Origin of the sequence: Streptomyces xylophagus, assembly GCF_000716435.1 — a bacterium.
Lineage (GTDB): Bacteria > Actinomycetota > Actinomycetes > Streptomycetales > Streptomycetaceae > Streptomyces > Streptomyces xylophagus.
Window position 1 is genome coordinate 488,732 of record NZ_JNWO01000001.1, and the last position, 26,164, is coordinate 514,895.

At 70.0% G+C, this 26,164-nt stretch carries 25 protein-coding genes; 15 read left to right on the forward strand and 10 right to left on the reverse strand.

Annotation, left to right across the window (positions count from 1 at the left end; all coding sequences use genetic code 11):
* Positions 1–138: 138 nt before the first annotated feature.
* Entirely contained in the window at positions 139–966 is an 828-nt protein-coding gene (locus OO70_RS02205) for an alpha/beta fold hydrolase (protein WP_043662911.1), read from the reverse strand.
* A 306-nt stretch (positions 967–1,272) separates the two neighbouring features.
* Between OO70_RS02205 and OO70_RS02210 the strand changes: the two genes are divergently transcribed.
* On the forward strand, positions 1,273–2,169 hold the full coding sequence (locus tag OO70_RS02210; RefSeq protein WP_043662913.1) for an alpha/beta fold hydrolase: 897 nt from the start codon (positions 1,273–1,275) through the stop codon (positions 2,167–2,169).
* Positions 2,170–2,198: 29 nt separating this feature from the next.
* On the opposite strand, the gene OO70_RS02215 is transcribed toward OO70_RS02210, so the two are convergent.
* Both OO70_RS02215 and OO70_RS02220 read right to left on the reverse strand, forming a co-directional pair.
* Positions 2,199–3,539 carry an amidohydrolase family protein gene (locus tag OO70_RS02215; protein ID WP_043662915.1) on the reverse strand — a complete coding sequence of 447 codons (1,341 nt, stop codon included), beginning with the start codon at positions 3,537–3,539 and terminating at the stop codon, positions 2,199–2,201.
* 71 nt (positions 3,540–3,610) lie between these two features.
* Complete coding sequence (locus OO70_RS02220; protein WP_043662917.1) at positions 3,611–4,390, reverse strand: SDR family NAD(P)-dependent oxidoreductase; 780 nt, start codon at positions 4,388–4,390, stop codon at positions 3,611–3,613.
* Between the two features lie 291 nt (positions 4,391–4,681).
* Here OO70_RS02220 and OO70_RS02225 point away from each other — a divergent pair, with 291 nt between their 5' ends.
* Positions 4,682–5,539, forward strand: a complete 858-nt coding sequence (locus OO70_RS02225) for an NAD-dependent epimerase/dehydratase family protein (RefSeq protein WP_043662919.1) — start codon at positions 4,682–4,684, stop codon at positions 5,537–5,539.
* A 17-nt stretch (positions 5,540–5,556) separates the two neighbouring features.
* Positions 5,557–6,453, forward strand: a complete 897-nt coding sequence (locus OO70_RS02230; protein WP_043662921.1) for a LysR family transcriptional regulator — start codon at positions 5,557–5,559, stop codon at positions 6,451–6,453.
* Here the strand turns inward: OO70_RS02230 and OO70_RS02235 are convergent.
* The gene (locus OO70_RS02235; protein WP_051740485.1) at positions 6,443–7,792 is read right to left on the reverse strand and encodes a glycosyltransferase family 39 protein; all 1,350 of its coding nucleotides are present in this window, start codon (positions 7,790–7,792) and stop codon (positions 6,443–6,445) included. The two genes, OO70_RS02230 and OO70_RS02235, sit on opposite strands and share 11 nt — an antisense overlap.
* A 274-nt stretch (positions 7,793–8,066) precedes the next feature.
* On the opposite strand from OO70_RS02235, the gene OO70_RS02240 reads away from it, so the two are divergent.
* The 3 genes from OO70_RS02240 to OO70_RS02250 are packed head-to-tail and all read left to right on the forward strand — an operon-like array spanning position 8,067 to position 11,002.
* The gene (locus OO70_RS02240) at positions 8,067–8,747 is read left to right on the forward strand and encodes a response regulator transcription factor (RefSeq protein ID WP_043663590.1); all 681 of its coding nucleotides are present in this window, start codon (positions 8,067–8,069) and stop codon (positions 8,745–8,747) included.
* Positions 8,734–10,254, forward strand: coding sequence for a sensor histidine kinase (locus OO70_RS02245; protein WP_063749668.1), 1,521 nt, complete (start codon positions 8,734–8,736; stop codon positions 10,252–10,254). Before OO70_RS02240 ends, OO70_RS02245 begins: the two co-directional genes overlap by 14 nt.
* 4 nt (positions 10,255–10,258) lie before the next feature.
* Complete coding sequence (locus OO70_RS02250; protein ID WP_043662925.1) at positions 10,259–11,002, forward strand: class I SAM-dependent DNA methyltransferase; 744 nt, start codon at positions 10,259–10,261, stop codon at positions 11,000–11,002.
* A gap of 45 nt (positions 11,003–11,047) precedes the next feature.
* Here the strand turns inward: OO70_RS02250 and OO70_RS02255 are convergent, their stop codons facing one another.
* Positions 11,048–11,539 (reverse strand): ATP-binding protein, encoded by a 492-nt coding sequence (locus OO70_RS02255; protein WP_051740487.1) that lies wholly within the window; start codon positions 11,537–11,539, stop codon positions 11,048–11,050.
* A 171-nt stretch (positions 11,540–11,710) separates the two neighbouring features.
* Between OO70_RS02255 and OO70_RS02260 the strand changes: the two genes are divergently transcribed.
* Both OO70_RS02260 and OO70_RS02265 read left to right on the forward strand, forming a co-directional pair.
* The gene (locus OO70_RS02260; protein ID WP_043662927.1) at positions 11,711–12,073 is read left to right on the forward strand and encodes an STAS domain-containing protein; all 363 of its coding nucleotides are present in this window, start codon (positions 11,711–11,713) and stop codon (positions 12,071–12,073) included.
* 65 nt (positions 12,074–12,138) lie between these two features.
* Positions 12,139–12,918, forward strand: coding sequence for a maleylpyruvate isomerase family mycothiol-dependent enzyme (locus OO70_RS02265; protein ID WP_043662929.1), 780 nt, complete (start codon positions 12,139–12,141; stop codon positions 12,916–12,918).
* A 39-nt stretch (positions 12,919–12,957) separates the two neighbouring features.
* Here OO70_RS02265 and OO70_RS02270 read toward each other — a convergent pair whose 3' ends face one another.
* Positions 12,958–13,377: an SsgA family sporulation/cell division regulator gene (locus tag OO70_RS02270; RefSeq protein WP_051740488.1), complete on the reverse strand. Its 420-nt coding sequence runs from the start codon at positions 13,375–13,377 to the stop codon at positions 12,958–12,960.
* Positions 13,378–13,618: 241 nt separating this feature from the next.
* Between OO70_RS02270 and OO70_RS02275 the strand changes: the two genes are divergently transcribed.
* On the forward strand, positions 13,619–14,857 hold the full coding sequence (locus OO70_RS02275) for a 4-hydroxybenzoate 3-monooxygenase (RefSeq protein WP_051740490.1): 1,239 nt from the start codon (positions 13,619–13,621) through the stop codon (positions 14,855–14,857).
* A gap of 18 nt (positions 14,858–14,875) precedes the next feature.
* Here OO70_RS02275 and OO70_RS02280 read toward each other — a convergent pair whose 3' ends face one another.
* Entirely contained in the window at positions 14,876–15,646 is a 771-nt protein-coding gene (locus tag OO70_RS02280) for an alpha/beta hydrolase family protein (protein WP_043662931.1), read from the reverse strand.
* Positions 15,647–15,942: 296 nt separating this feature from the next.
* Between OO70_RS02280 and OO70_RS02285 the strand changes: the two genes are divergently transcribed.
* The 3 genes from OO70_RS02285 to OO70_RS02295 all read left to right on the forward strand — a co-directional run bounded on the left by OO70_RS02285 (position 15,943) and on the right by OO70_RS02295 (position 19,813).
* Entirely contained in the window at positions 15,943–17,010 is a 1,068-nt protein-coding gene (locus tag OO70_RS02285) for an enoyl-CoA hydratase/isomerase family protein (RefSeq protein ID WP_043662933.1), read from the forward strand.
* 305 nt (positions 17,011–17,315) lie between these two features.
* Complete coding sequence (locus tag OO70_RS02290; protein WP_043662935.1) at positions 17,316–18,416, forward strand: LLM class flavin-dependent oxidoreductase; 1,101 nt, start codon at positions 17,316–17,318, stop codon at positions 18,414–18,416.
* Complete coding sequence (locus tag OO70_RS02295; RefSeq protein ID WP_043662937.1) at positions 18,413–19,813, forward strand: NtaA/DmoA family FMN-dependent monooxygenase; 1,401 nt, start codon at positions 18,413–18,415, stop codon at positions 19,811–19,813. Before OO70_RS02290 ends, OO70_RS02295 begins: the two co-directional genes overlap by 4 nt.
* A 310-nt stretch (positions 19,814–20,123) precedes the next feature.
* On the opposite strand, the gene OO70_RS02300 is transcribed toward OO70_RS02295, so the two are convergent.
* Both OO70_RS02300 and OO70_RS02305 read right to left on the reverse strand, forming a co-directional pair.
* Positions 20,124–20,948: a DUF1684 domain-containing protein gene (locus OO70_RS02300; protein WP_043662939.1), complete on the reverse strand. Its 825-nt coding sequence runs from the start codon at positions 20,946–20,948 to the stop codon at positions 20,124–20,126.
* 189 nt (positions 20,949–21,137) lie between these two features.
* Positions 21,138–21,626, reverse strand: coding sequence for a beta-class carbonic anhydrase (locus OO70_RS02305; RefSeq protein WP_043662941.1), 489 nt, complete (start codon positions 21,624–21,626; stop codon positions 21,138–21,140).
* 284 nt (positions 21,627–21,910) lie between these two features.
* Here OO70_RS02305 and OO70_RS02310 point away from each other — a divergent pair, with 284 nt between their 5' ends.
* Together OO70_RS02310 and OO70_RS51050 are read left to right on the forward strand one after the other, a co-directional pair.
* Positions 21,911–22,726, forward strand: coding sequence for a DUF427 domain-containing protein (locus tag OO70_RS02310; RefSeq protein ID WP_043662944.1), 816 nt, complete (start codon positions 21,911–21,913; stop codon positions 22,724–22,726).
* A gap of 95 nt (positions 22,727–22,821) precedes the next feature.
* The gene (locus OO70_RS51050; RefSeq protein WP_051740491.1) at positions 22,822–23,613 is read left to right on the forward strand and encodes a hypothetical protein; all 792 of its coding nucleotides are present in this window, start codon (positions 22,822–22,824) and stop codon (positions 23,611–23,613) included.
* A 59-nt stretch (positions 23,614–23,672) separates the two neighbouring features.
* On the opposite strand, the gene OO70_RS02320 is transcribed toward OO70_RS51050, so the two are convergent.
* Positions 23,673–24,728, reverse strand: a complete 1,056-nt coding sequence (locus OO70_RS02320; RefSeq protein WP_051740493.1) for a hypothetical protein — start codon at positions 24,726–24,728, stop codon at positions 23,673–23,675.
* A gap of 233 nt (positions 24,729–24,961) precedes the next feature.
* Between OO70_RS02320 and OO70_RS02325 the strand changes: the two genes are divergently transcribed.
* Positions 24,962–26,137: a ferredoxin reductase gene (locus OO70_RS02325; protein ID WP_078651200.1), complete on the forward strand. Its 1,176-nt coding sequence runs from the start codon at positions 24,962–24,964 to the stop codon at positions 26,135–26,137.
* The last annotated feature ends 27 nt before the right edge of the window (positions 26,138–26,164 follow it).

Genomic DNA, 26,164 nt, shown 5'->3' on the forward strand with positions numbered 1-26,164 from the left:
CAGACATTCCGTCCCTGCGTGGTGCGTCACGTGTGGCCCGTGGGCGACCGACGGCATCCACATGCGACGGGCCGGAAGCCATCGGCCTCCGGCCCGTCTTTCGGCCCCTCTTCCCCTCGTCCGACTGCGCGCGAAGTTCTAACCGCGCGCGAAGTCGAGGAGGTCGGCGTTGAATTGTTCGGCGAACTTGGGCACCATCGCCAGGCCGTGGGGAGCACCCGGATAGACCTTGTAGGTCACGTCCTTGACGAGTTTCGACGACTTGTCGCCGGAGGCCACAATGGGAACGATCTGGTCGTCGTCGCCGTGCACGATCAATGTGGGGACGTCGATCTTCTTGAGGTCTTCGGTGAGGTCGGTCTCGGAGAACGCCTTGACACAGTCATAAGCGCCCTTGATTCCCACCGTCATGCTCCAGAGCCAGAACTCGTCGCGCGTTCCCTGCGTGACAGTCGAGTTGTCGCGGTTGGCGCCGAAGAACGTGGCGCTGAGATCCTTGTAGAACTGCGAACGGTCCGTCTCCACGCCTTTGCGGATCCCGTCGAAGACGTCGATCGGCAGCCCTTCCGGGTTCGCGTCCGTCTTGAGCATGAGCGGCGGAATCGCGCCGAGCAGGACAGCTTTGGCGACGCGGCCGGAGCCGTGCCGGCCTATGTAGCGGGTGACCTCACCGCCGCCGGTCGAGTGGCCGACGAGGATCACGTCGTGGAGGTCCAGGGCTTCGATGACCGCCGCCAGGTCGTCGGCGTACGTGTCGAGGTTGTTGCCGTCCCAGGGCTGTCCGGAACGACCACCTCCACGCCGGTCGTGGGCCACGGCCCGGAAGCCGTTGTCCGCCATCAACTTCAGTTGGGGATCCCATGCGTCGGCGGTCAGCGGCCAGCCGTGGGAGAAGACGACGGGCTGCCCCGATCCCCAGTCCTTGTAGAAGATCTGCGTGCCGTCCGTGCTGGTGGCGAAGGGCATGGTGTTTTCCTCTCGAGCTGCTCGAGTACGTCACACTTCACACTTCATCCGAGTCCGTTGCCCAAGCCGGACTGTGAACACCACGCCACGAACCGCCAGTGGACGTACGGGGAATCGACGGAAATGGTCAGCAGCGAGAGGCGACCGGAATGAGCACGTCGTCCCCAGCACTCTAACCGAGGAGCGGTCCGGCAGCGCGTCGGCGTCAACTCCCTTGGCCATTCCCACAATAACCCGCAGGGTGAGCGAAAAACGTCAGACCGTAGTTCGATCTTTCGCACCCGTGCGACGGTTACCGTTTCGGCCATGCCAGAACGGAAAGCACGGAACGTCGGTCCGTCCGGAATCGAGATCGCCTACGAACGCTTCGGTGATCCCGACGCACCGCCGGCCCTGCTGATCATGGGAGCCGGCGCGCAGATGATCAACTGGCCGGAGGGTTTCTGCCAGGCGCTGGTGGACCGGGGTCTTCAGGTGATCCGTTTCGACACCCGTGACGCCGGCCGATCGACACACTTCAGCAATGCGCCCGCGCCGGATTTCGCGGCTGCCCTGACCGGCGACCTCTCGACAGCGTCCTACACGCTCTCCGACCTGGCGGCCGACACCGTCGGCCTGCTCGACGCGCTGGGTCTCACCGGCGTACACCTCGTCGGTTCCTCGATGGGCGGGATGATCGCCCAGATGATCGCGATCGAGTACCCGGAGCGGACCCGCTCACTCACCTCGATGATGTCCACCACCGGTGAACCCGGCGTGGGGGAGGCCGACTTCACTGTGTTCTCCGACCTGGGAGCACCGCCGCGGGACCGGGACGCCTTCGTCGACTGGCAGGTGCGCGCGCTACGGCTCGCCGCGTCCCCGGCCTTCGCGTTCGACGCGGCCGCAGCGGCCGAGCGGGCCGGGCGGGTCTTCGACCGGGGATACGACCCCCTCGGCATCCAGCGCCAGGGCCTCGCGGTCGTGGCGACGGGCGACCGCACCGAACGGCTGCGGTCACTGAAGGTGCCCACACTGGTGGTGCACGGCGCCGCCGACATCGTGTGCGACGTCAACGGCGGCCGGGCTACGGCGGCTGCTGTCCCGGGTGCCGAACTGGTGATCCTGGAGGGAATGGGCCACAGCCTTCCGCAGGAACTGTGGCCCGAACTCGCCACCCGCATCAGCGAGTTCGTCCACCACGTCGAGACGGTGACAGCCTGATCTCTCACCCTCATCTGGGTGGGCGAGGTTCAGTGGATTGCGGCGCGGAGCCGGTGCTGTGTCTCGTGCATCAGGTCTTGTGCCTTGGCCGCGTGGGGCCCGACCAGGATGCCGTCCCGTTTGGCGAATTCCCCGCCGACCAGGACTGTCTCGACGTCGGCGGGGCCGGCGCCGAGCCCGAGCATCGCGACCGGGTCGCCGAAGCCGTCCAGGTGGGGCGAACGCAGGTCGACGACGGTGATGTCGGCCTGTTTGCCGGGGGTGAGCGAACCCGTCTGGTCGGCGAGACCGAGTACCCGGGCACCGCCGAGCGTGGCCAGCCGCAGCATGTCCCGCTGGTGCAGTGCGACCTCGTGCACGAGCTCGTTGCGGGCGAGGAACTCGGCGTTGGCGCGCGAGCGTTCCGCGGCCAGCGCGAGGCGCATCTCGGAGAACAGGTCGGTCCCGGCGCTGCACACGGTGTCGACCCCGAATCCGGAGACAATGTCACGTTCCAGAGCTCGCCCGGTGGCCGGGTAGGTGCCGAACTGCATCAGCATGTCCGTGCTCGGGGTGATGGTCACGGTCCCGCCCGAGGCGGCGATCAGGTCCATCTCCTCGTCGGTCAGCTGGTTGGCGTGGATGTAGTTGACGTCCGGGCCGAGCAGTCCGTCCCGTCGTAGCGCGGTGACCGCGTCCGCGGTGCCGGCCATCCCGACGTGAATGGAGATCGGCAGGCCGAGTTCTCGGGCGAACGCGAAGTCCTGGCGGTTGCGCTCCGGGGAGGTGAAGCACGGCCCGCGCAGCGCCATACCCATTCGCAGCCGTCCGTTGTCGCTGGTGCCACCGTCGCCGGGGAAGTGCTCGTCGCGCATGCGCCGGGCGTCCAGCGGGTGCGGCGGGTTCGGGTCGTCGTCGGCCGGACCGGGGCCGCCGTAGAAGAACACGCCGCGGATGCCGGATTCCCGCAGGCCGCGCAGGTTGGCGTCGGCGTGGTCGGCCGACTGCAGTGCGTGGGCCCAGTCGCCGATCGTGGTGATTCCCGCGTCCAGTGCCTGGAGCGCTCCCCACAGCGTGCCGGCGTGGAGGTCGGCCGCAGTGTGTTCGAGCGAGATCCCGGTCAGGACGGCCGGTCCGTAGCCGTATCCGGTCATCTGCGGGGTGAAACCGGCGATCGCGCCCTGCCAGACGTGTCGGTGCGTGTCGATCAGGCCCGGGATCACCAGCCGACCCTGCGCGTCGACGACCTCGGTGTCCGGCCCCGGGCGCAGGCCGACACCGATCTGCGTGATGACACCGTCCCGCACTCGCACGTCACCACCGGGCACATCGCCGAGCGCGTCGTCGAGCGTCACGACGTGGCCACCGGTGATCAGGATTTCTTCGGACATCGTCGAACTCCGTTTCAGTTGAATCGACTTGGGGGTGACAGGGTCGGACGTATCGGGACCGGCAGGCAGGGTCATCGCGACGCGCGGATCGAGGTGCCGGTGAGCTCGGCGCAGTAGTCGAGCAGGGCGTCCTGGACCTTCGCCTCGTGCGCCTCGGCGGGCACGGAGCGCTGCTCCTGGTGGTAGAAGTGCCGGCCGGTGACTTTCGCGGCCTCGTCGTCGCTGACGGCGAGCCACGCCTGGGTCACCGGGGCCCGGTCCAGGTCGTCCGGCGCGCCGGGGCCGCCCATCCTGGTCGCGACCCACCCGGGTTCCACGGAGTTCGACAGCACGTCCGGCCAGCGCCGCGCGACACCGAGCGCGAGCAGGACGTCGAACAGCTTGCTGTCGCTGTACGCCTGCGCCCCGCTCCAGCGCCGGTCGGCCCACTGCGGATCGGACAGATCCGCATCCCCACCGCGAGCCATGCCCGAACTGAGGTAGACCAGCCGATCAGGCCGCGTCATCAACGCGGTCAGCAGGTAGGGCGCGAGCACGTTGACCGTGAACAGCTGGGAGAGGCCGTCGACGGTCTCGACGCGGCGCGGCTCGCGGTAGCCGATGCCCGCGTTGTGGATGACGGCGTCGAACCGGCCCGCCGCATTGGCCTGGGTGGCCACCGACCGGATCCCGTCGAGGGACCCCAGATCACCCACCAGCACCTTCTCGGCAGCGGGCAGGGCCGCACGCGTGTCCGCGGCTCGCGCGGTGTCGCGAGCGTGCAGCGTCACCGTGTGGCCTTGGCCGATCAGCAGGCGACCGGCCATCAGACCGAGGCCGTCGGAGGATCCGGTGATCAGGACGTGAGCCATCGTCGCACCTCCCGGAGGGCGTTCGAGATTCGTCTCGGGTTGTCGATCAGAACGCCGGCGACAGGCAGGAACCGGGATCTCGGCCCGCTGTCGCGGCACGTCCACTGTCGATCTGCCGGGGCCGCCCTGTCCAAGACCCTTTGCGTTCCCTGCGATGCCCACAGGGCATCGACGCGGCTCGGCTCGATGCGTCATGCCCGGCGGGCATCACAGAGCGCGAAACAGGTCTTGGACGGGACCGGCGATCAGGTCGCACGGTGGAGTCGAACCTGATCAACAGCGAGGGATGGCATGAGAATTTTCCTGACGGGTGGTTCCGGCTACATCGGCCGGGCCACCATTGCCGAGCTGGTGCGACGAGGCCACTCCGTGGAGGCGCTGGCGCGCAGCGAGCAGTCGGCACAGGCCGTGACCGGCGCCGGGGCGGTCGAGGTGCGCGGTGGACTCGCCGACCTGGACGTGCTCAACCACGCGGCCGCACGCGCCGAGGCGGTGATCCACCTCGCGCAGGCCAGCTCCGCGGGCATGGATCTCGCCGCGGCCACGGCCATGCAGGACGGCGTCGGGGCCGGACCCTACGTGCACACCGGTGGCACCTGGGTCTACGGCGACACCGAGGGCGTACAGGACGAGACCGCACCGTGGAATCCACCCGGCGTGGTGGCCTGGCGCAGGTCGGTCGAGGACGCGGTCTCGGCACGTGCCGCCGAAGGCGGTCGCCCCGTCATCGTGCAGCCCGGGCTGCTCTACGGAGGCGACAACCGGCTGATCGAGCATTTCTTCATCGCGCCAGGCAAAATGAGGGGCGCTGTCCCGTACATCGGCGACGGCGCCAACCGGTGGGGCCTCGTGCACATCGACGACCTGGTCACGCTCTACGTCGCTGCGCTCTCGGCGCCGGCGGGATCGGTCTACATCGGGGTCGGCGAGGGCCACCCGACGATGAAGCAGGTCGCCGAAGCGGCGGCGTGCGGTGCGGGACTCGACGGCAAGACGGTCTCGGTCACATTGGAGCAGGCCCGCGCCGAGATGGGGCCCGTCGCGGACGCGTTCGCGCTGGACCAGCGCCTCACCTCGGCCAAGGCCCGCCGCGAGCTGGGCTGGGCACCGAGGCACGGTGACCCGCTCGCCACCCTCGAGCGTGGCTGATCAACCGGAGGAACCGCATGGACGTCGACCTGCGCAAGCTTCGCTACTTCCTCGCGGTGGCCGAGGAACTCCACTTCGGACGCGCCGCGGAGCGGCTGCACATCACCCAACCCGTGCTCTCCCGCCAGATCCGGGTGCTCGAAAGCGAGCTGGGCGTGGACGTGTTCATGCGGGACCGCCGCAGCACCGTGCTCACACCGGCGGGCGAACAACTCGTCCACGACGCCGGGCCCCTGCTGGCGAACGCGGACGCACTGCTGCGGCGGGTACGCGCCGCAGGCGAGGGCGTCACCCGCCTCACGATCGGGTTCATGCCGGGAATCACGTTGACTCCCGTCGTTCGCCTGCTGCGCGAGCGCCATCCCGGGCTGGACGTGCGGATGTTGCGCACTGGCTGGCACGACCAGGTGGAGGTGCTCCACGACGCCCGCGCGGATGTCGGTATCGTCCGGTTGCCGATCGACCCGGCAGGTCTGGAGATCAGGCCGCTCTACACCGAACCGCGCCTCGTCATGGTGGCCTCGTCCCATCGCCTCGCCGGCAAGGAAACCGTGCAGGTCGCCGACCTGGCGGCCGATCACCTCCTGCAGGACCCCGACGCCGTCCCCGAATGGCGCGACATCGCGGTGGAACTGCGCACCGGTGAGCGCCGCCCGGTACCGGTGATCCACAGCGTCGAAGAGAAACTCGAACTCGTCGCCGGCGGGCAGGGGATCGCCGTGATCCCGGCGTCCACCGCGAACTTCTACACCAGAGCCGACGTCGAGGCGATCCCGGTCGAAGACCTCGGCCCCAACCATGTCGCGGCGGCCTGGCCCACCGGGCGAACCACCGGCCTGGTCGAGGAGTTCGTCGACGCCGCCACCGCCCTGCTGCCCGAACAAGAGGCCGGCGCGAGCCACCTCACAACGTAGGCGCGTGGGGAGCGGGACACGCAGCGTAGTCGCGGACATAGACGGTGACACGGGCCCCGGTGACGTGCGTTGTTCCGCTCTCGCGGAAACAGCGCGCCAAGGTCCTGGTTTTCGCCTCCTCCCGCGCGTCCGTGTCCGAGTGCGCACCCTCCGCGTCACGGACCGCGACGATCCGGCCGAACTGCAGAATGCGGGCCGGCACGTCCCGGGCCGGAAGCTCGATTCCGGCGAGCGTGTTCGAGGCGATCGGGGTCTGTGCCAGGGCGAGATCCGTCAGGGACCGGGTGTCGGCCGGGGTTGCTGCCGTCCAGACCCGGTGCCGGGCGGGCAGATAGAGCAGCCCGTCACCGGGACGACCTGCGTGCCGTACGGCGTTGCCGATGGCGATCACATCGTCGTGCCGGCTTTGAGGCGTCCGCAGATAAAGGGTGGCGGGGAGGAGAGCGATCAGTACGGAAAGAGCCGCGATCCATGTATTCCGAGGGGGCGAATGCTGCCTGTAGAGATGATCGATGCCGGCGCCCAGCAGCAATGCGAAGCCGATAGTGCCGTAGAGAACATATCGGTCTACGAAAAGGGGCTTGACCGGTGAGATGAGGAGCAACAGGAGGCCGGGGAGTACCAGAATCGGCAGGGCGAGGGCAGGCAGCGAGATCGGCCCTTTGGTGCTCATAGGGAATCGGGCACATCTCACGCCCACGATCACCATCGCCAAGAACCCCAGAAACTGCACCGGATCAGGCCAGGCGATCCAGGAAACCTGTCCGGACTGTCCCGCACTGCGGATCGCCAGCGGCAGCAGTCCGGCCGCGACACACGCGGCGGTCACGCTCCACGCCTTCCGTGCCGGGCGTGGAGCGCCGGAGACGAGCAACGTGACGCCGTGTGCGGTCAGGGCGAGGACGGCGAACTCGTGGAGCAGGCAGGCGAGGAGCATGGTGGAGCCGTAGATCGTCCATCGCCACCATGCGGGGCGCGCGGCGCAGGCGACGAGCGTGCAGGTCGCCCAGGTGACCAGGGCGCACACCATGGCGTAGGAGCGGCCTTCTTGTGTGTACTGCTGGATCTGCGGAATGAGGGGAAACAGGGTGCCCGCCAGGAGTCCGGTACGCGGTCCCGAAAGGCGTAGGCCGAGGAGTCCGACTCCGGCCGCCGCCATGGACATCGCCAGCACCGAGGGGAGTCGCAAGGTCAGCAGGTCGCCGCCGACGAGGCCGTAGATTTCGTGCATGACGGTGTAGTAGAAGGCGTGGACCAGATCGATTTTCTGGGTGGTGCGCCAGATCTGGGGCAGGCTTCGGTGGGCGAGTTGGACGGTGACGGATTCGTCGCCCCACATGCTGTTCTGCCTGCGGATTCCCCAGAGTCCGAGAACGCATGTCACTGTCATCGGTGCAATTGCCACAATGGCCTTTGCGTGGAGTGGGGAACGGTCGGTGGGCTCGGCCGACTTTGGCCGGCGCAATTCTTTTTGGCGGACGGTAGTGATCTCGAACGGCCTCTCAAGGGGAACGAAAGAGCCGTCAGAGTGCCCGGTCCTCGCTGACCGGAGGCTGATGCAACCTGATCACGGGATCAGGAAGTGGTTCGGGGACTGTGCGACGCTGCACGGCATGCGCATCCTGGTGATCGAAGACGAGGTCGATCTCGCTCGTACCCTGCACACCGGTCTGACCGCCGAGGGCTACAGCGTCGATCTCGCCCACGACGGCCGACAGGGGCTGTGGATGGCCAGGACCGGCGAATACGCTCTCGTCGTCCTGGACTTGATGCTGCCCGGGCTCAACGGCTACAAGGTGTGCGCCCAGTTGCGCCGCGAGGGCAACACGACTCCCATCCTGGTGCTCACCGCGAAGGACGGCGAGTGGGATCAGGCCGAGGCGCTGGACACCGGGGCCGACGACTATCTGGCCAAACCGTTCTCGTATGTGGTGCTCGTCGCTCGGCTACGGGCCCTGGTGCGGCGCGCTCCGACCACCGCGCCGCCCGTCCTCGCCGTCGGGGACCTCTCGGTGGATGTCGCCGCCCGTGTCTGTCGCCGGGCCGGTACCCGGGTGGAACTCGCTCCCCGCGAGTTCGCGGTGCTCGAACTGCTGGCCCGTCGGGCGGGACAGGCGGTCTCGAAGACCGACCTGCTGCATCACGCGTGGCCCGACGAGGCGTGGGACCCCAACTTGGTGGAGGCGCGCGTCAGTTCGCTCCGCAGGAAGGTGGACACCGCGTTCGACCGGCGGTCCCTGCAGACCGTGCGGGGTATCGGCTACCGGCTGGTGGACGACCGTGAACACGGCTGAGCCGAGGCGCCGTTGGTGGCCGCGTTCGGTACGGGCCCGTGCCGCACTGGCCGCCGTCTCGGCCGCCGCCGTCGTCCTCGTCGGCATCGGCTGGTGGCTCCACCGGGACGTGTACCGCCAGAGCATGGACACCACCGAAACGCAGGCCCAGGAACAACTCTGGGCTCTCGTCGGCCAGTTGCACCAGGGTGTCACCCCTGGCGACAGAAGCGCGCTGCCCTACGAGATCGTCGCCACCGGCCGCCGCTCAGCAGTCGCCCACAGCTCCGTCCTGGACGGCTTCGACTCCGGCACCCGGCACGTACTGCCCGCGCCGCCGACGTCCGGGCCGTTCGAGGGGTGGAGCATCCGTACCGTCCGCATGCCTGCCCGGCACGAGGGCACGCACGGGAGTGCCGACCTGGCCGGCCGCACCTTCCAGGCCATGACCGCGGACGTCGAGGCCGGCGAACTCGGCCACACCAAGGCAGCAGCCCTGGGCATCGCCGACGACGCGAAACTGCGGGTCTACGTCGTCCTCGCCCCGCAGGCCGCCGAAGCGGTCGTCACGAGCGCCGACGGGCTGCTGCTGCGCGCGGGGATCGCTGGTCTGGTCCTGATCGCCGCCGTCGCCTACACCGCCACCCGGCTCGCTCTGCGGCCGGTCGAGGCCATCCGCGCCCGTACCGCCTCCGTGACGGCGAACGACCCCCGCGAACGCGTCGACGTCCCCGGCACGGGAGACGAGATCGCCGCCCTGGCCACCACCATCAACGCCACCCTGCAGCGCCTCGACGACGCCGCCGCCCAGCAGCGCCGCTTCGTCGCGGACGCCGCCCACGAACTGCGCAGCCCGCTCACCACGTTGCTGGCCAGCCTGGAGGTCGCGCTCGCCTATCCCGAGCAGACCGACTGGCCCGCCGCGACCGCCACCGCCGTGCGACAGACCCGCCGCCTGCAGGCTCTCGCCGAGGACCTTCTGCTGCTGGCCCGCCTCGACGCCCGCGTCCCGGCGACCAGGCCCGCCGGTGTCGATCTGGCCGCGCTCGCCTCCCGGCTGACCGAGCAATTCCCGCTCGCCGAGGGGGCGTTGTCCCTCGCCTGCGACGGCACCGGTACCGCTGTCGTCCTCGGCGACCGGAACGAACTCGAGCGGCTGCTGCGGAACCTCGTCGACAACGCCGTACGCCATGCCGTCGCCGATGTCCTCATCACCGTGCGGAATGAGGGGAGTTGGGTCGTCGTGGAGGTGCGCGACGACGGACCGGGCGTGCCCGCCGAGGACGCGGAGCGCATCTTCGAACGCTTCACCCGGCTCGACGACGCCCGCTCACGCGACGCCGGCGGCAGCGGACTGGGGCTCGCCATCGCCCGCGACCTCGCGCGCTGTCACCACGGCACACTCACTCTCGCGGATCGGACGCCCGGCGCGAGTTTTGTGCTGCGGCTGCCCCGGGCGGAGGGAGTCGGCGAGGACGAGTGCGCGACAAATGCGTTGGACAACTCGTCTGCCGTCGGCGAGCGTTGACGGAATGTGGCAGGAGAAGATCTGGGACGCCGATGCCGCCCAGCGGTATGACACGCCCGGCACCGGCATGTTCGCCCCCGACATGCTGGGGCCGACCGTGGACCGCCTGGCAGAGCTCGCGGGGGACGGGGCGGCTCTTGAGTTCGCCGTCGGAACCGGACGGGTGGCCGTCCCGCTCGCCGAGCGCGGAGTGCCTGTCACCGGCATCGAGTTGTCACCGTCGATGGTCGAGCAGCTGAGAACCAAGGCGGACGAAGCGACGATCCCCGTGATCATCGGGGACATGGCGACCACCGTCGTCCCCGGGACGTACAGCCTGGTCTATCTCGTCTACAACACGATCTCGAACCTGCTCACCCAGGCCGAGCAGGTCGAGTGTTTCCGCAACGCGGCCCGCCATCTGACGCCTGGCGGCCGGTTCGTGATCGAGCTGTGGGTACCCGAGTTGCGCAAGCTCCCGCCCGGGCAGACGGCCACTGTCTGGCAGACCGACGCCGACCGCATCGGGCTGGACACCTACGACGTCCTGCGGCAGCACGTCGTGTCGCACCACTTCCGCTTCGACGAGACCGATCGGGCGCGGCTGTTCCGCAGCCCGCACCGCTACATCTGGCCGGCCGAACTCGATCTCATGGCTCAGCTGGCCGGGTTCGAGCTGGAGACCAGGCACGCGGACTGGGGCGGCGCCGAGTTCACCGCGGAGTCGCGTTCGCACGTCTCCGTGTATCGCGTCCCGCCGGTGGCGTAGCCCGGCTCAACTCGGCGGTGTGGTCCGGTGGTTGGGATCCGCGCCTCACGCCTGCAGCGGGGCGTCGCCGTTGACGCTCCGGTCCGGGGCGTCCGTCAGAGCGATGCGGGCGGTGATGCGCTTGCCCACCGGTTCGCGCTGTGCCTCGAAGTCTCGCGCGACGGCCCGCACGATCTCCAGACCGTGCTGTCCCACCCGTTGCGCATCAGCGGCGAGGGCGACCGGCAGCACCGGGTCGGAGTCCCAGACCTCCACCTCGACCAGGGCGTCGACGATCCGCAGATCCATCAACACGGGGCCGGGCGCGTACTTGCGGGCGTTGGTGACCAACTCGCTGACCACCAGCTGTGTGAGATCCATGGCACGGGCCGACACCGGCAGCCCGTACTCGGCCCTCGCCCGGACGAGGAATGTCGCGGCCGTTCGGCGGGCCTCGGCGATGCACGAGCCGTCCCCGTCCAGCGCCACGGTGGACCGTGGGGACGGGGCCCGGGCCTGCGGCGCTGTGTCGTCGTCCTCCGATGAATCCTGTTCCATCCGGATCGTTTCACCGCCTTCTGCGTGCCCCGCGCATACCCCGTGAGGTAACGCCCACTCCGTCAATTTCCGTCGGCACCACCGGACGCGGGCATCAACCGTACGATGCGGGGCAGCACTTCGGATGAAAATCCTGATCCGTAGCGCTCACCGACTTGTGTATGAGGACAGATGGCGGACACCGAACAAGCGGGGCAGCCGGAGCGGTTGTCGGTCAGGACCGACGTCGTCGACGGCACCGTGGTCGTGGCTGTGGCCGGAGAGATCGACCAGGAGGCAGGCGGCTCCCTGAGGAAAGCGCTGGAACTGCCCGAAGGCGCCGCACCCCACGTCGTCATCGACCTGCGCCACGTCACCTTCATGGACTCCAGCGGCATCAACATTCTCATCGCCGTCCATCGCGCTCTCGCTGAGACGGGCGGCTGGCTGCGACTGGCCGGCGCCACTCCGTCCGTGCTGCGCATCATCCAACTCGTCGGCATCGACGGCTTCATCGCCTGCCACCCGACGGTCCAACAGGCCCTCGAAGACTGACTGTTGGGGTGCCGGGAAGTGAAATTCGTTGTCGGGCGGTCGGGGCACGGTGGTAGACAGTCGACGTGACACAGACTGTGGAGTTCCCTGTCCTGCTGCGGCTGATCGACGAGCGGTCGGTCGCGTTCCGGGCCGCGGTCGCCTCCGCGACCGGCCTCGACGCGCAGGTGCCGACCTGCCCCGAGTGGACGCTGCTGGACCTGGTGGTGCACCTGGGCGGGGTGCACCGCCGCTGGGCCGCCACCGTCGCCGCGGGACCCGCCGACGCTCCGCCCACAGCGACCCCGGCGGGCATCGCCGCGGCCGCCCCGCCGAAGGAACGTGAGGCACTGCTGGCCTGGTCGGCCGAGTCGACGGAGCTACTGCTGAGCGCGCTGCGAGAGTCCGGCCCGGATCGCGGCTGCTGGACGTGGTGGGGCGGATCGCAGTCGCCGCAGACCAGCGGTGCCGTCGCCCGGCACCAGGTCCAGGAGGCGACGGTCCACACCTACGACGCGCAGCTCACCGTGGGCGCCCCGCAGCCCTTGCCGGCCGAGGCCGCACTCGACGGTGTCGACGAGTTCCTGTCCACCTGCTGCGCGGGGCCGCACGCCTGGCCGTACGAGCCCGCCGTCGTCGAGTTCCACGCCACCGAGGGCCGATCCTGGAGCCTCTCGCTCGCCGCGGACGGCGTCCGGGCGACCCCGCTCCCCACGCCCACCACCGCTGCCGACGCCTCCGTGCAGGGCACGGCCGGTGAGCTGGTGCTGGCCCTGTACGGCCGTATTCCGGTGGGCTCCCTGAAAGGCGACGGCGACCGGCGTCTCTTCGACCTGCTGCTGGCCTGGGACCCGGACGCGTCGTAGGACGTGACGACGCGTCACCTCGCGCGCTCCCCGCTCCTCCTACGCCTCGCTCGTGATCGCGGCGAGTTCCTGGTCGAGCGCGGGAGCGATACCGCGAATGTCGCGGCCGACCCTCTTCCGTACCTTCCGCACGAAGTCCGCGACATCCCCCACGGGCAGCCACACCCGTGCGGTGGACGGGGAGACGAGGGCCACCTCGACGCCCGCGATCGGGCCGGGCGCGGGTCGTACGGCGATGTCTCCGTCGCCGACCGGGAACATCAGGCCCAGCGCGAGCAGTTCCCAGGCGAAGATCCAGGTGACCCGCATGCCGTCGGGGCCGAGCAGCACCAGGCGTACCGCCAGGCAGTCGTCCGGCCGGTACACCAACTCCGCGCCGACGATCGCCGCGTCGTCGGCCGCCAGCACCACGAACCCGGTCGTGCCGATCTTCAGGGGAACGCCGCCCCAGCGTTTCATCAAGACACCAACTCCCTTGTACCGGGCGGGTGTTGGCGCGAAGCGACGGCGAACGTCCGCCGGTTCGAGGGGGCGGAGCAGGGTAGGGGCACGATGACACTCCTCGCGGGAGAGGAACCGGGAAGGGACCGTGCCTACTTGCTGAAGCACTGGACTGCGCGACCGGGTGCCCCGTCCGTACGATCCGAAACAGATCCGCCTGCCTGACCCGCTCGGTTAGGGTGACTCCGGAGGTGGTCAAGTGGCCGACAGTGCAGGGGAGTTGAGCACGTCACCGGAATCCACGACCGTGGTGGTGATCGGCGCGGGCCCGGCCGGTCTGACCGTCGCGAACCTGTTGCGGCGCAGCGGGATCGACTGCGTCGTCCTGGAACGCCAGACCCGCGAGTACGTGGCACAACGCCAGCGCGCCGGCATCGTCGAGACCCGCGCGGTGCGCATGTTCGACTCCTGGGGGCTGGCCGACCGCGTCCTGGGCGGCGTCCCGCACGACGGCATCCTGGAGCTCCGGGTCGACGGCGAGACCCATCTGGTCACCGACTACGACGGCTCCGAAGGACCTACGGCCCGCCTCTGCCCCCAGCAGATGCTGGTCCAGAAGCTCACCGCCGCCTACCTCGAGGACGGCGGCGACCTGCGCTTCGAGGCCGCGGACGTCTCCCTGCACGACCTGACCGGCGATCACCCGACCGTCCGCTACCGCACCGCCGACGGCACCCTCCGTACGATCACCTGCACCTACGTCGCGGGCTGCGACGGCGACCACGGCATCAGCCGCACCGCCGTCCCCGACGGAGCCCTCACGCCGTACGCCTTCGATCACGGCATCGGCTGGCTGACGGTGCTGGCCGACGCCCCGCCCCCGGCCCACCCGCTCCTGGCCGTGAGCCCGCAGGGCTTCGCCGCCCACTTCCCGCGGGGCCCGTACACCAGCCGCTACTACCTCCAGTGTTCGCCCGACGACCACCCCGACGCCTGGTCCGACGCCCGCGTCTGGGACGCGCTGTGCACCCGCCTCGGCGACCCGGCCCTCGTCTCCGGCCCAATCACCGACCGCGAGATCTTCCGGCTCCGCAGCCTGGTCCACGACCCGATGCAGTACGGCCGCCTTTTCCTCGTTGGCGACGCTGCCCACATCGTCTCCCCGATGGGTGGCAAGGGCATGAACCTCGCTCTCTACGACGCCGATCTCTTCGCCCGAGCCGTACGGGACTCCGTCCACGACCACGACGACACAGCCCTGCATACGTACTCCGAGCGTTGCCTGCGCCGCGTCTGGAACGACCAGGAGTTCTCCCACTGGATGACCCGCATGCTCCACGACGCGGGCGACGCCACCGACTCCGGCCCGTTCCGGCGCGGCCTGGCCCGCGCCCGACTCGACCGGCTCTTCTCTTCCCCCACCGCTGCCCGCGCCTTCGCCGAGCTCATGACGGGGCTGGACCTCGTCGAGGACGCCGGAGCGCCCTCGACGGCCTAGCGCCCGGTGCCGGTCAGGTCAGGCGGGTGTCGGCACCTCCCGGACGAGATGGCGGGCGAAGAACCGGACCGCGCTCTCCGCCTCGAACCTGGGCAGTTCCTTGTGCGCGCCCGAGTTGACGTGCAACGACTTCTCCTTCGAGGCGAAGGCGTCGAACAACGCGAGACCGGACTCGCGCGGGATGAATTCGTCGTCCCACTGGAGCGCATACTCGATCGGAACGGTGATCTGCCGGGCGTACTCCGCCAGGGCCTCGGGCCAGTGGAGGCCGAACACCGCGGCGGTGATCCGGGGTTCGACCGCCGTCAGCGGAACGCCGATCGCGGTGCCCATGTTCAGGCCGTAGTAGCCGACGGGTCCGTCGGCGCCGATCTCCGGCAACTTCTGGAGGGCGTCCAGGGCCGCCCGCCACTCCGGTACGGCGCGCTCCGCCAGGTGTGAGTTGTACCGGACGACGATCTCGCCGACCGGTGCGCCCGACGCCATCGCCTGCTGCATCGCGGCGATCTCCGACTCGTCGTAGGCGGTGCGGGGTCGGCCGCCGTGGCCGGGAGCGTCGATGACGGCGACATGGAAACCGCCGTCGGCCACCAGGAGTTGGGCACGGCCCACCATCGCCGGTGACTTCCTGTGGTTGCCGCCGCCGTGGCCCATCAGTACCAGGGGCGCGCGGTCGGCACCGGATTCGGGCGACCAGAGGGCGCCGGTGACCTCACCCATGGTGAAGTCGTGCTGGATGACACCACTCGACGTGGTCTCCGCGGTGAAATGAAAGTGCTCAGAATTCATGGTCGTTGCCTTTCGGGATCGCCTTGTTGCGGAGGCGCTCCCGGCGACACCTATGTCACTGGCACAACCGTGGAGAAGAGGGGGAGCACCCACAGGGATACAGCGTTCATGGGTCTCACCTCCTCGTGCGTCATCACGGCCTACGGCAAATTAGCAGCCCGGTCGCCATCGCTGCCAACCCTTTTCCCCACGTCGGTTCTGCGGGCGTCCGCCACGGCCTCCCGAGCGATTACGGTATCGAGAAGATCGTCCGGGACCCGCGGGTCCACCAGATCCTGGAAGGAACCGACAAGCCCATGCGCGCCGGCACCGACGACTCCGTACTCCTGCGTACCGAGGGACGTGCCGCGTACCTCACCCTCAACCGCCCCAAGGCCCTCAACTCCCTGACCCACACCATGGTCCGCCGCATCGACGAGGCGCTGACGGACTGGGAGCACGACCCGGCCGTCGAGACCGTCGTCATCAGCGGCGCGGGGGAGCGGGGGCTGTGCGCGGGCGGCGACATCCGTGCCATCCACGACGACGCGCGCGACGGGGACGGATCGGCGTCGGCCGCCTTCTGGCGCGACGAGTACCGGCTCAACGCCCGCATCGCCCGCTACCCGAAGCCGTACGTCGCCGTCATGGACGGCATCGTCATGGGCGGCGGAGTCGGCATCTCCGCGCACGGCAGCTTCCGCATCGTCACCGAACGCTCGCGGGTCGCCATGCCCGAGACCGGCATCGGCTTCGTACCGGACGTGGGCGGCACGTATCTCCTCGCCCTCGCCCCCGGCGAACTCGGCACCCACCTGGCGCTGACCGGCGCCCAAGTCGGCGCGTCCGACGCCCTGTTGTGCGACCTCGCCGACCACTACGTACCGTCGCAGTCCCTGCCGGCGCTGCTCGACGGCCTCGCCCAGGCACCGGTACGGGAGGTCCTGGACCGGTACGTACGACCGGCTCCGCCCGGTGAACTCGCCGCCGCGCAGGCCTGGATCGACGCCTGCTACTCCGCCGACACCGTCGAGGAGATCGTCGGGCGCCTGCTGGACCACGGCGACAGCGCGGCCAAGGAAGCGGCCGAGACGCTGCTGACCAAGTCGCCCACCTCCCTCAAGGTCACCCTGGCCGCGCTCCGCCGGGCCCGGCGACTGGGCGCACTGGAGGACGTGCTGGACCAGGAGTACCGGGTGTCCTGTCACGCGCTGTCCGCCCCCGACCTGGTGGAGGGCATCCGGGCTCAGATCATCGACAAGGACCGGAATCCGCAGTGGTCGCCGCCCACACTCGCCGAGGTCTTCGACGCGGACGTCGAGCGCTCCTTCCGTTCCCTCGGTGAGCGCGAACTCGGCCTCGCCGCACCCGACACCGCTCAGTAGGCGCCAGGATGAGCAGGACGGTCGCTTTCATCAGACGCCGCACAGTCTCATGCGCGTACATCTAATGTTCTTGACATCTTCCGGGGGCGACGACGTAAGTTGAAGCGACCGCTCCCGGACAGGTGGAGGCCCCGATGCGCGTACACGGCGACGCACCCCACGGTGCCGACGCGGGTACGCGGCTGATCATCCGGCGGCATGTCGACTACTGCCGTACCGCCTCCGCCGTCTGTCCTTCCGCGCGCCCCTGACCCGCGTCGGCCCGTCGGGCCGGCCGTCTCGTCGTGCCCTCGGAAGGAACACCCATGTCCGGCCCCGCCCTGCGGCTCGCCCTCGAAATCGACGGCGACGGCGCGCATCCCGCGTCCTGGCGCCGCTCCGCCCACTCGCCCGACCACCTGCTGACCCCGCGCCGGGTGGCCCGCGTCGCCGCCGGCGCGGAGAACGCCGGGTTCACGCTGCTCACCCTGGAGGACGGCGCGCTCCCGCCCGGCGCCACGCCCGACGCGGTCGGTCGTATCGGCGCGGTGGAGCGGGCCGCGTTCATCGCCGCGTCCACGAGCGTCGTCGGCGTCGCGCCGGTCGTGCCGCTCACCTACGCCGAACCCTTCCATGTCTCAAGCCAGTTGGCGTCCCTCGACCACATCTCGGTCGGGCGTGCCGGGTGGGTGGTGAGCGAGGAGACGCGTGCCGAGGCGGCATCCGTGTGGGGCCGTCCGCTCGTTGACGGGGCTGAAGCCCGCGCCCTGGAGTCCCGTGACGGCGTCGAGGTCGTCCGCGCGCTCTGGGACTCCTGGGAGGACGACGCGGTCATCCGGTCCGTGGCCACCAGCCGCTACCTCGACCGCGACCGGCTCCACTACGTCGACTTCACCGGCGACACCTACGCGGTGAAGGGTCCAGCTATCGTGCCGCGTCCGCCGCAGGGCCAACTCGTCGTGCTCGGCCAACCCGACCGCGTACCCGCCGGGCAACTCGACATTGCCCTCGTCGAGGGCCGCGACCTCGCGGCGGTCGGCGCGAGCGCCGCAACCGCCGGAACTCCGCGTGTTTTCGCGGAGGTTGAGGTCGCCCTCGACACCGCTGACGCCACGGCCGAGGAACGCGTCGCCGACCTCGAGCGGCATGCGCCCTGGAGCGACCGGGGACGGCTGCGCCACATCGGCTCCGCCGCCGGACTCGCCGCGCTGCTGGGGGAGTTGAGGGGTGTGGTCGACGGAGTGCGCCTGCATCCGCTCGTGTTGGACGAGGACCTTCCGGAGCTGTCCCGGCTCGTCCTGCCCCACCTCTTCGAGCGGCGGCACGCCGTCCGTCCGCTGCCCGGCGCGTCCCTGCGCACCCACCTGGGCCTCGACCGGCCCGCCAACCGCTACGCCGCCGCGGCAGCGCAGGAGGACGCCCGATGACCCGCACCGACCCCCTCGACGTCCCCCGCCCCGATGCCCAACTCCACTTGGGCGTCTTCTTCCAGGGCGTCAACCACTGGACCATCTGGTCCGACCCGGCCAGCGGTTCCCAGATCGACCCCGCCAACTTCCGGCGCGTGGCGCAGACCGCCGAACGGGGCCTGTTCGACGCGTTCTTCCTGGGGGAGGGGCTGCGGCTGCGCGAGGTCGACGGACTGATCCACGACCTGGACGTCGCCGGTCGGCCCGACGCCCTCACCCAACTCGCCGCGCTGGCCGCCGTAACCGACCGCATCGGCCTGGTCAGCACCTCCAACACCACCTTCAACGAACCCGCCGACCTCGCCCGCCGCCTGTCCGGCCTCGACCTGCTCTCCGAGGGCCGCGCCGGCTGGAACGTGGTGACCACCGACAACGCCTGGACCGGTGCCAACTTCCGCCGGGGCGGCTACCTCGACCACGCCGACCGTTACCGGCGCGCCGAGGAGTTCCTCACCGTCGCCCGCGCGCTCTGGGACAGCTGGGAGGACGGCGTGGTCTCCGGCTCGGCCGGCGCCCCGGCCTGGGCGGCACTCGGTGCCGTACGCCAAGTCCGCCACCAGGGACCGCAGTTCGACGTCGACCTCGCACCCACCCTGCCGCGCAGCGCCCAGGGCCACCCGGTGATCTTCCAGGCCGGGGACTCCGGCGAGGGCCGGGACTTCGCCGCCCGCAACGCCGACGTCATCTTCTCCGCGCACGGCAACGACTTCGACGACGCGCTCGCCTTCGCCGACGACCTCCGGCGCCGACTGCGGGCCGTCGGCCGGCCCGACGACGACCTGCGCATCCTGCCCGGCACCGAGATCATCATCGGCGCCACGGAGGAGGAGGCCCAGGAGAAGAAGCGCTGGATCCGCCTCCAACAGGTCACCCCCGCAACCGCGTTGGGCATCGCCGGACTCCTGTGGCGCCTCGACCTCTCCGGCCGCGACGCCGACGGGCCACTGCCCAAGGAGGACCCGGTCGTCGCCGAGAACGACGGTTCCTTCGGCGCGCGGCGGATCGTCGACCCCCGCCAAGTGGTCGCCGAATGGCGGGAGAAGGCCGACGCGAACCGGTGGTCGCTGCGCGAGACCGTCATCGCGCTCGGCCCCCAGCGCGGCCACGTCGGCACTCCGGCCGGCCTGGCGGACAAGTTCGCCCACTTCGTCCGGCACGGCGCCGTCGACGGCTTCAACGTCACGCCGTACCTGATCCCCGACGGCCTCGACGACATCGTCGACCTGCTCGTCCCCGCACTCCAGGAACGCGGCGTCTACCGCACCGAATACACCGGTACGACCCTGCGCGAGCACCTGGACCTGCGCGCCCCTCTCACCCACCGCTCCACGACGGACCACCGACAGGCAGGCTGACCCGAGGCCGAGGTGCCCACCGTCGCCCTGTGCACGGTGGCCACCGCGCCCGTGGACGATATCTAGGGGGTGTTTGGCGACCGGGTGGACCAGCACCGGCCCGAGCGTGGGGTCCGGCGGGGGCGGTGGGTCCTTCGCCAACCCCTCGCGCACCGAACGGCGCCAGTGGCCGAATTCCAGCGCCCCTGCTGCCATGGGGACGGCTTGGGGGCGCGCATGGTTGTCAAAGGGGTGAAGCGGTCCGTACCGCACCGATGTCCGGCCCGACGCCCAAGACCCGCCGGTGTCCTGGGCGCAGCCGGTGCGAGGGTCAGACCCCGCCGCGCTCCCGAGGCGTCTTCTGCCCGGCCTCGACGGCCACCGGCAGTCGGTTCTCCGCCGGCGGGAGCGGGCAGGTGGCCAGGTCGGTGTAGGCGCACGGCAGGTTCGTCGCACGGTTGAAGTCCAGGACGACCGTGCCGTCGGCGTCCGGCGGGGCGAGCGCGAGGGCCCGGTTCGCGGCGTAGGTGGTCACCCCGGAGGTGGCGTCGGTGAAGAGCACCAGCAGCCCGCCCGGGCCACGCCCAGGGAACGCGGTCAGGGCCAGCGGGCGCCCGTCCAACTCGAACTCGACCCGGCCCGGCGCGTCGTACACGTGCTCCAGCCCCTCGACGGCGGCACCCACGGTCGTCGGACGCGGCGTGTCGAAGGCCGTGTAGCGTCCCCGCACCACCCAACGGGGATCGGGCGCGTAGGCAGGCGTACCGGCGAAGGCGGTGCGCAACGGCGCGTCCGGGTGCCGGGGTCGCACGATGTCGTATCCGCCGCGCTTGGCCACCTCGATCACGGCATCACCCCAGACCGCCTCGACACCGCCACGCTCGGGAAGGATCCCGAAGCGGTGTTCACCCCGCACCGGCGTTCCCGCCACGACGAGTTCCTCGCCGTCGTCCAGGGCTACGGCGACCCCGTCGGCGTCGGTCCACCAGGCGCCCGGCGCGTCCGGGAACCGCTGCGGCCGGTCCTCGAGCCAGTGCAGACCGGTGATCGCCAGGAACCCGTGCGGAGCGGCCAACCGTTCCTCCTGCCCGCGATACCACTCCAGCCACTCCTGGGTGAAGGCCTGGAGATCCGCCGTAGCGAGGTCAACGGTCATGGTCACTCCTTCGTCGCACGAGGCTCGGCCTCGTCATGAGGTCGTGCCAGTGCCAACCCCGGTCGCCCGGCGAGGGATTCCGCTCCGCGTGTGACAGGTTCTTGTCGGAATTGTGTACAGGCCCGCAGCTCACGCCGAACCCACTCCGGGGCGTCGACGTGAGCGCGTTCCTCGCGGTCAAATGGGCCGTCAGTTGACCTCGTTGAGCTTTCCGGTGGCCACGTCGAAGACGAAACCCCGGACGCGGTCCTTGTGTACGACGAAGGGGTCCGCCTTGATGCGGGCGATCGACTGCCGGACGTCGGTGTCGAGGTCACCGAAGGCCTCCGCCGCCCAGGACGGGCGGATACCGGTGTCCTCCTCGATCGCGGCCTTGAAGCCGTCGTCCGTGAAGGTCAGCATCCCGCAGTCGGTGTGGTGGATGAGGATGATCTCCTCGGTGCCCAGGAGCCGTTGGCTGATGGCGAGCGAGCGGATCTCGTCCTGGGTGATCACACCGCCCGCGTTGCGGATGACGTGGGCCTCGCCGTCGTTCAGGCCGAGGATCGCGTACACGTTCAGCCGGGCGTCCATGCAGGCCACGACGGCGAGGTGCTTGGCGGGAGGCAGGGGGAGCGGGCCGGAGAAGGTCTCGGCGTACCGGGCGTTGTTGGCCAGCAGTTCATCGGTCACGGACATGGTGGACCTCGGTTCTCGTGTGTTCCTGACGGTGCCGTGCGGGGGTCGGAGACGGCGCACGGCAACAGAACACGTCGAAAACGTAGACACGACGCGAGGGCCAGAAGCCCGTCAGCGTGGTGGCGAAGGTCGGCACCCGACCAGTGAACCTGCCACCGGCGAGAGCTGGCAAGGAAACGCGTGTTCGGACACTGGCCGGCCGCCGCCGGTTGTTGCGCGTCAACGGAATGACGTTGCGCCTTAATGGAATGACGGCATCAGAGCAGCCCGAAGGAGAGCCGTTCATGAGCACATTCCCCACCGCACGAGACGTCAGGACCACTCCCGAAGGCCTCCTCTGGGAGCCGAGCCCACGCTGGGTACGCGGCCGCAAGGGCGACGTCACCGTCGTGGACAGCAGGCACCCCGTCCTCGTGTGGGAGCCCGGAGTCCCCGTACCGCTGTACGCCTTCCCGCACGACGAGGTCCGCCAGGACCTGCTCCACCCGGCGAAGAACCCCCCGACCGGCACACACACCGGATCACAGATCTTCTACGACCTCGAAGTCGACGGCGTGCTGGTGGAGAACGCGGCCTGGACCTTCCCCGCCGACGACCTCGCCGGGCACATCTCCTTCGAGTGGTTCCGGCGGGTCGGCCGGGGCCTGGACCACTGGTACGAGGAGGAGGAAGAGATCTTCATCCACCCCCGCGACCCGCACAAACGGGTCGACGCCCTCCTCGGCAGCCGCCACGTCCGGGTCGAGATCGACGGCACGGTCGTCGCTGACACCCACCGCCCGGTCCTCCTCTTCGAGACCGGCCTGCCGACCCGGTACTACATCCCCCGCGAGGACGTCCGCCTGGACCTGTTCGAACCGACCGACCACAGCACCGGGTGCCCCTACAAGGGGACCGCCACGTACTGGTCGTGGCGGGACGAGGCCGGCGCTCCCGCTGTTCCGCCGAACATCGTCTGGAGCTACCCGGAGCCGCTGCCCGCCGTGGGCGCCGTCAAGGATCTCCTCGCCTTCTACAACGAGGCCGTCGACATCACCGTGGACGGCGAACGCCAGGAACGTCCTGTGACCCCGTTCACCGAGACGCTTGCCCGGAAGTGAGGTGAAACACCGCGAGCCGGGCAGTCGTCCCTGTGCACATGCCTCGTCGATGGCTGTCGTGCTCCGGAACTGTCAAAGGATATTGAAGGACATTGATGGAGAGCCCCACAAAAGATGACAAGAAGAAGGCGCCGAAACGCAAGGTGCTCGATCTGACCGCTGTGCAGGTGGTGGCGAGTGCGCTTGCCACCGTGGTGGGCGCGGTGCTGGCGTCCCTGCTGGGAGTGACCGGGACGATCATCGGCGCCGCTGTGGTCAGTACCAGCGCGACCACCGGCGCCGCGGTCTTCCAGCACGCCTTCCGGCGGACGGGCGAGGGGATCCGCAGGCGGGTGCCGTCGGTGGCGATGGCGGTGACTCCGAGTGAGGAGCGGGCGCTGCAACGCGCGGACGCCCGGGCCGCGTTCGGGTTATCGGCCGACGCCTCGGCCGGTGACGCGACACCGCCCGGCGCCCCCTCAGAAGACGAGTCGGTGACCACCTATCGGACCGGCGGCTCCTTCTGGAAGTCCATCGGATGGAAGAAGTACGCCCTGGCGACAGGCCTGGTGTTCGCCCTGGCGATGGTCACGGTGACCGCGGGAGAACTGATCATGGGCAAGCCGGTATCGGCCGCGGTCAGGAACGAATCGGGCACGGGAACGTCGCTGGGCGGCGGCTCGGCCGGCACCCACGCTCCCGCACACAGCCCGACACCCACGCCGCTCACGTCCAGCGGCGCGGGATCACAGACGGACAGCGCCACCTCACCGGCCGCGAGCGCGGCGCCGGAGACCAGCTCCGGTACCGGCGCGAGCCCCAGCGCCAGTTCCAGCCCCGAGACCTCGGCATCGGCCGTGCCGTCCGCCGGCGGCGCCGTGAACAGCCCGGCCGCCACCACTCGTTGAGCCCGAACGTGGGCCCCCGCTCCGGCTGAGCGGAGGCCGTCGTACGAGGGTTGCCGACCTTACAGAGGCGTTTGACCGACCTCGGCCAGCGGCAGGTCATGCGGAGGGTCGGGCAAGTCGAGATGCCTGCCGAACCTTCGTGTGGCGAGCAGCGCGAGCAGGGCCGTGAGTGCCGCCAGCGCGGCGAGGACGGCCATCAGCCCCGCGAACCAGGACGGCGCGGCAGTGATCCGCAGCGCCTCGGACAGACGCGTCGAATGGAACCGCCCGTCGAACAACTGGATCGCCGCCAGCGCCGTCGGCACCACCACGGACACGGCGAGCACGGGCAGGCTGCCGTGGAGCACGAGCGCCGGTGCCAGCAGGACGCACAGGACCGAGACGCCGAGCGCGGACCCGTAGGCGGCGCCGGAGGCTCCGTCGCGGTGCAGCGGGAAGTAGGACAGCCCGCACAGGACGAGCGCCACCGCCGCGATCAGCCTCGGCCAGAGAGGGGGAGCGGTGCGCGGACGTCGTGGACGGTGCTGAGGAGTCGTACGGCCGCCGCCCGCGCGTTCCGGGGTTGGTCCGGGCTCCTGCGACACCGGAGTGACGGACTGATCAGCCTCCACTGCCGGGACACGGACGGGTGCGCTCTGTTCCTCGGACAGGCGGCCGATCAGCAGGACGAGTTCCTCGACGGGCCTGCTCGCCGCGGCCCGTACCGCCTCCTCGCCGCAGTGCGGTTCCAGTGGCGCCCGGTGCAGCAGCGCCATCAGCCGGGTGACGTCCTCCACCGGCCGGTATTCGGCCGCGGCGCGGATCGCCTCGTCGGCGCAGTCGGGATTGCGCGGCGGCTGGGTCAGCAGCGTGACGAGGCGCGTCACGTCCTCCACGGACCGGTCCACACCGACCGCGCGCAGGGCGTCGACGGTGGCCTGGGCGTACTTCGGTGACTGCTCCAGCAAGGTGATGAGCTGGAGAACCTCTTCCAGGGGCCGGTCGGCCACGGCGGCATGCACCAGGCCGTGCATCGGATCGGTGTACTCGCCCGCGGCGGGCATGAGCGGGTCAGCCGCGCCGTCGCGAGGTATGTCGGGTTGGTCCGGGCTGGGCGAGAAAGAGCGGGTGGTCATGCTCGGCTCCATGAAGAGGCTGATCCTGCTATCGCCCCCCGAAGCGCGATGAACAAGTTGATCCTGTCCAGTAGTAAGCGGCTGTCTGCCGGCACGCCATGTGACTACGCCACCCGTGTGACAGAGCCCAACGGATCTTCCTGACGTGCGACCGTAGGTGCGTAGCCGCGAAGGCGGGGCTTCGGTCGAACTCGACTCCCGTGTGTGCCCTGTGGCGAGAGAGGTTCCTGCCCATGCCGGATCTGCGCGAACTGGCTCTCGGACGGCGGTCGTTGACCGATACCTTCGCCGCTCTCACCGCACTCACCGACCGTGGCGGCGGCCGCGCACTGACCGTGGCGGGTCGGTTCGTGGGTGCCCTCGTGAGTCCTCTCGCGACTCCCCTCGCGCCGGACGACTACCTCGGCCTGATCGACCCGCTGCTCTCCGCCCGCTACCCCGCGGGCCGGGTGGTCGCCGTGCGGCCGGAGTGCGCGGGGGCGGCCACGCCTGAGATCCGTCCGGGGCGCGGCTGGGCGGGGCACCGGGCCGGGCAGTACCTGCCGGTGGGGGTGGAGATCGACGGCGTACGGCACTGGCGTACGTACTCGATCACCTCACCCGCCGACGCACCGGCGCGGACGCTGACGATCACGGTCAAGGAGCAGCCCGACGGTCGGGTCTCTCCACATCTGACGCACCGGACCCGTCCCGGTACGGTGCTCCGACTCGGCCCGGCGCAGGGCGAGTTCACATTGCCGGAGGGGCCGCTGCCGCCGGCGATCCTGATGGTCACGGCGGGCAGCGGCATCACCCCGGTGATGGGAATGCTGCGCACACTGGCGCGCCGTCGCCTTTCCGGGCCCGGCCCCGATGTCGTACTCCTGCACAGCGCGCCGGGGCCGGACCAGTTCCTCTTCCGCGACGAACTGGCCGGACTGGCGGCCGAGTTGCCCTGGCTGACTGTCCGCGCGCGGTACACGGGTTCGGGCGGTCGGCTGGTTCCGGAGGAACTGAGTGCGCTCTGCCCGGACTGGTACGACCGTGAGACCTGGGCCTGTGGTCCGGACGGGCTGCTCGACGCACTGGAGCGGTACTGGGCGGCGGCCGGTGCCGGTGAGCGGCTGCGGGTGGAGCGTTTCCGGCTGACGCCCGTGCTGCCGCGGGACTCGGACGCGCCGGGCGGCCGGGTCCGGTTCCAGCGCAGCGGTGTCGAGGCCCACGCAGCCGTGTCCCTGCTGGAGACCGGGGAGGCGGCGGGTGTGGTGATGCCGTACGGATGCCGCCGGGGGATCTGCTTCGGCTGCCTCGCTCCGCTGCTTCATGGTCGTGTCCGTGATCTGCGGACCGGTGAACTGCACGGTGAACCGGGTGAGTTGATCCAGACCTGCGTGAATGGCGCCGCTGGTCCCGTCACCCTTGCTCTCTAAGTCCCGGCAACAAGGCCGGACCGTATG

Bases quoted from the DNA above. Each gene is read 5' to 3' on its own strand.
- OO70_RS02205 (WP_043662911.1), bottom strand. From the start codon at position 966: ATGCCCTTCGCCACCAGCACGGACGGCACGCAGATCTTCTACAAGGAC.
- OO70_RS02290 (WP_043662935.1), top strand. From the start codon at position 17,316: ATGTCCGGCCCCGCCCTGCGGCTCGCCCTCGAAATCGACGGCGACGGC.
- OO70_RS02230 (WP_043662921.1), top strand. From the start codon at position 5,557: ATGGACGTCGACCTGCGCAAGCTTCGCTACTTCCTCGCGGTGGCCGAG.
- OO70_RS02325 (WP_078651200.1), top strand. From the start codon at position 24,962: ATGCCGGATCTGCGCGAACTGGCTCTCGGACGGCGGTCGTTGACCGAT.
- OO70_RS02280 (WP_043662931.1), bottom strand. From the start codon at position 15,646: ATGAATTCTGAGCACTTTCATTTCACCGCGGAGACCACGTCGAGTGGT.
- OO70_RS02295 (WP_043662937.1), top strand. From the start codon at position 18,413: ATGACCCGCACCGACCCCCTCGACGTCCCCCGCCCCGATGCCCAACTC.
- OO70_RS02220 (WP_043662917.1), bottom strand. From the start codon at position 4,390: ATGGCTCACGTCCTGATCACCGGATCCTCCGACGGCCTCGGTCTGATG.
- OO70_RS02250 (WP_043662925.1), top strand. From the start codon at position 10,259: ATGTGGCAGGAGAAGATCTGGGACGCCGATGCCGCCCAGCGGTATGAC.
- OO70_RS02235 (WP_051740485.1), bottom strand. From the start codon at position 7,792: ATGTGGGGCGACGAATCCGTCACCGTCCAACTCGCCCACCGAAGCCTG.
- OO70_RS02255 (WP_051740487.1), bottom strand. From the start codon at position 11,539: ATGGAACAGGATTCATCGGAGGACGACGACACAGCGCCGCAGGCCCGG.
- OO70_RS02305 (WP_043662941.1), bottom strand. From the start codon at position 21,626: ATGTCCGTGACCGATGAACTGCTGGCCAACAACGCCCGGTACGCCGAG.
- OO70_RS02285 (WP_043662933.1), top strand. From the start codon at position 15,943: ATGCGCGCCGGCACCGACGACTCCGTACTCCTGCGTACCGAGGGACGT.
- OO70_RS02320 (WP_051740493.1), bottom strand. From the start codon at position 24,728: ATGACCACCCGCTCTTTCTCGCCCAGCCCGGACCAACCCGACATACCT.
- OO70_RS02310 (WP_043662944.1), top strand. From the start codon at position 21,911: ATGAGCACATTCCCCACCGCACGAGACGTCAGGACCACTCCCGAAGGC.
- OO70_RS02240 (WP_043663590.1), top strand. From the start codon at position 8,067: ATGCGCATCCTGGTGATCGAAGACGAGGTCGATCTCGCTCGTACCCTG.
- OO70_RS51050 (WP_051740491.1), top strand. From the start codon at position 22,822: ATGGAGAGCCCCACAAAAGATGACAAGAAGAAGGCGCCGAAACGCAAG.
- OO70_RS02215 (WP_043662915.1), bottom strand. From the start codon at position 3,539: ATGTCCGAAGAAATCCTGATCACCGGTGGCCACGTCGTGACGCTCGAC.
- OO70_RS02225 (WP_043662919.1), top strand. From the start codon at position 4,682: ATGAGAATTTTCCTGACGGGTGGTTCCGGCTACATCGGCCGGGCCACC.
- OO70_RS02210 (WP_043662913.1), top strand. From the start codon at position 1,273: ATGCCAGAACGGAAAGCACGGAACGTCGGTCCGTCCGGAATCGAGATC.
- OO70_RS02260 (WP_043662927.1), top strand. From the start codon at position 11,711: ATGGCGGACACCGAACAAGCGGGGCAGCCGGAGCGGTTGTCGGTCAGG.
- OO70_RS02270 (WP_051740488.1), bottom strand. From the start codon at position 13,377: ATGAAACGCTGGGGCGGCGTTCCCCTGAAGATCGGCACGACCGGGTTC.
- OO70_RS02300 (WP_043662939.1), bottom strand. From the start codon at position 20,948: ATGACCGTTGACCTCGCTACGGCGGATCTCCAGGCCTTCACCCAGGAG.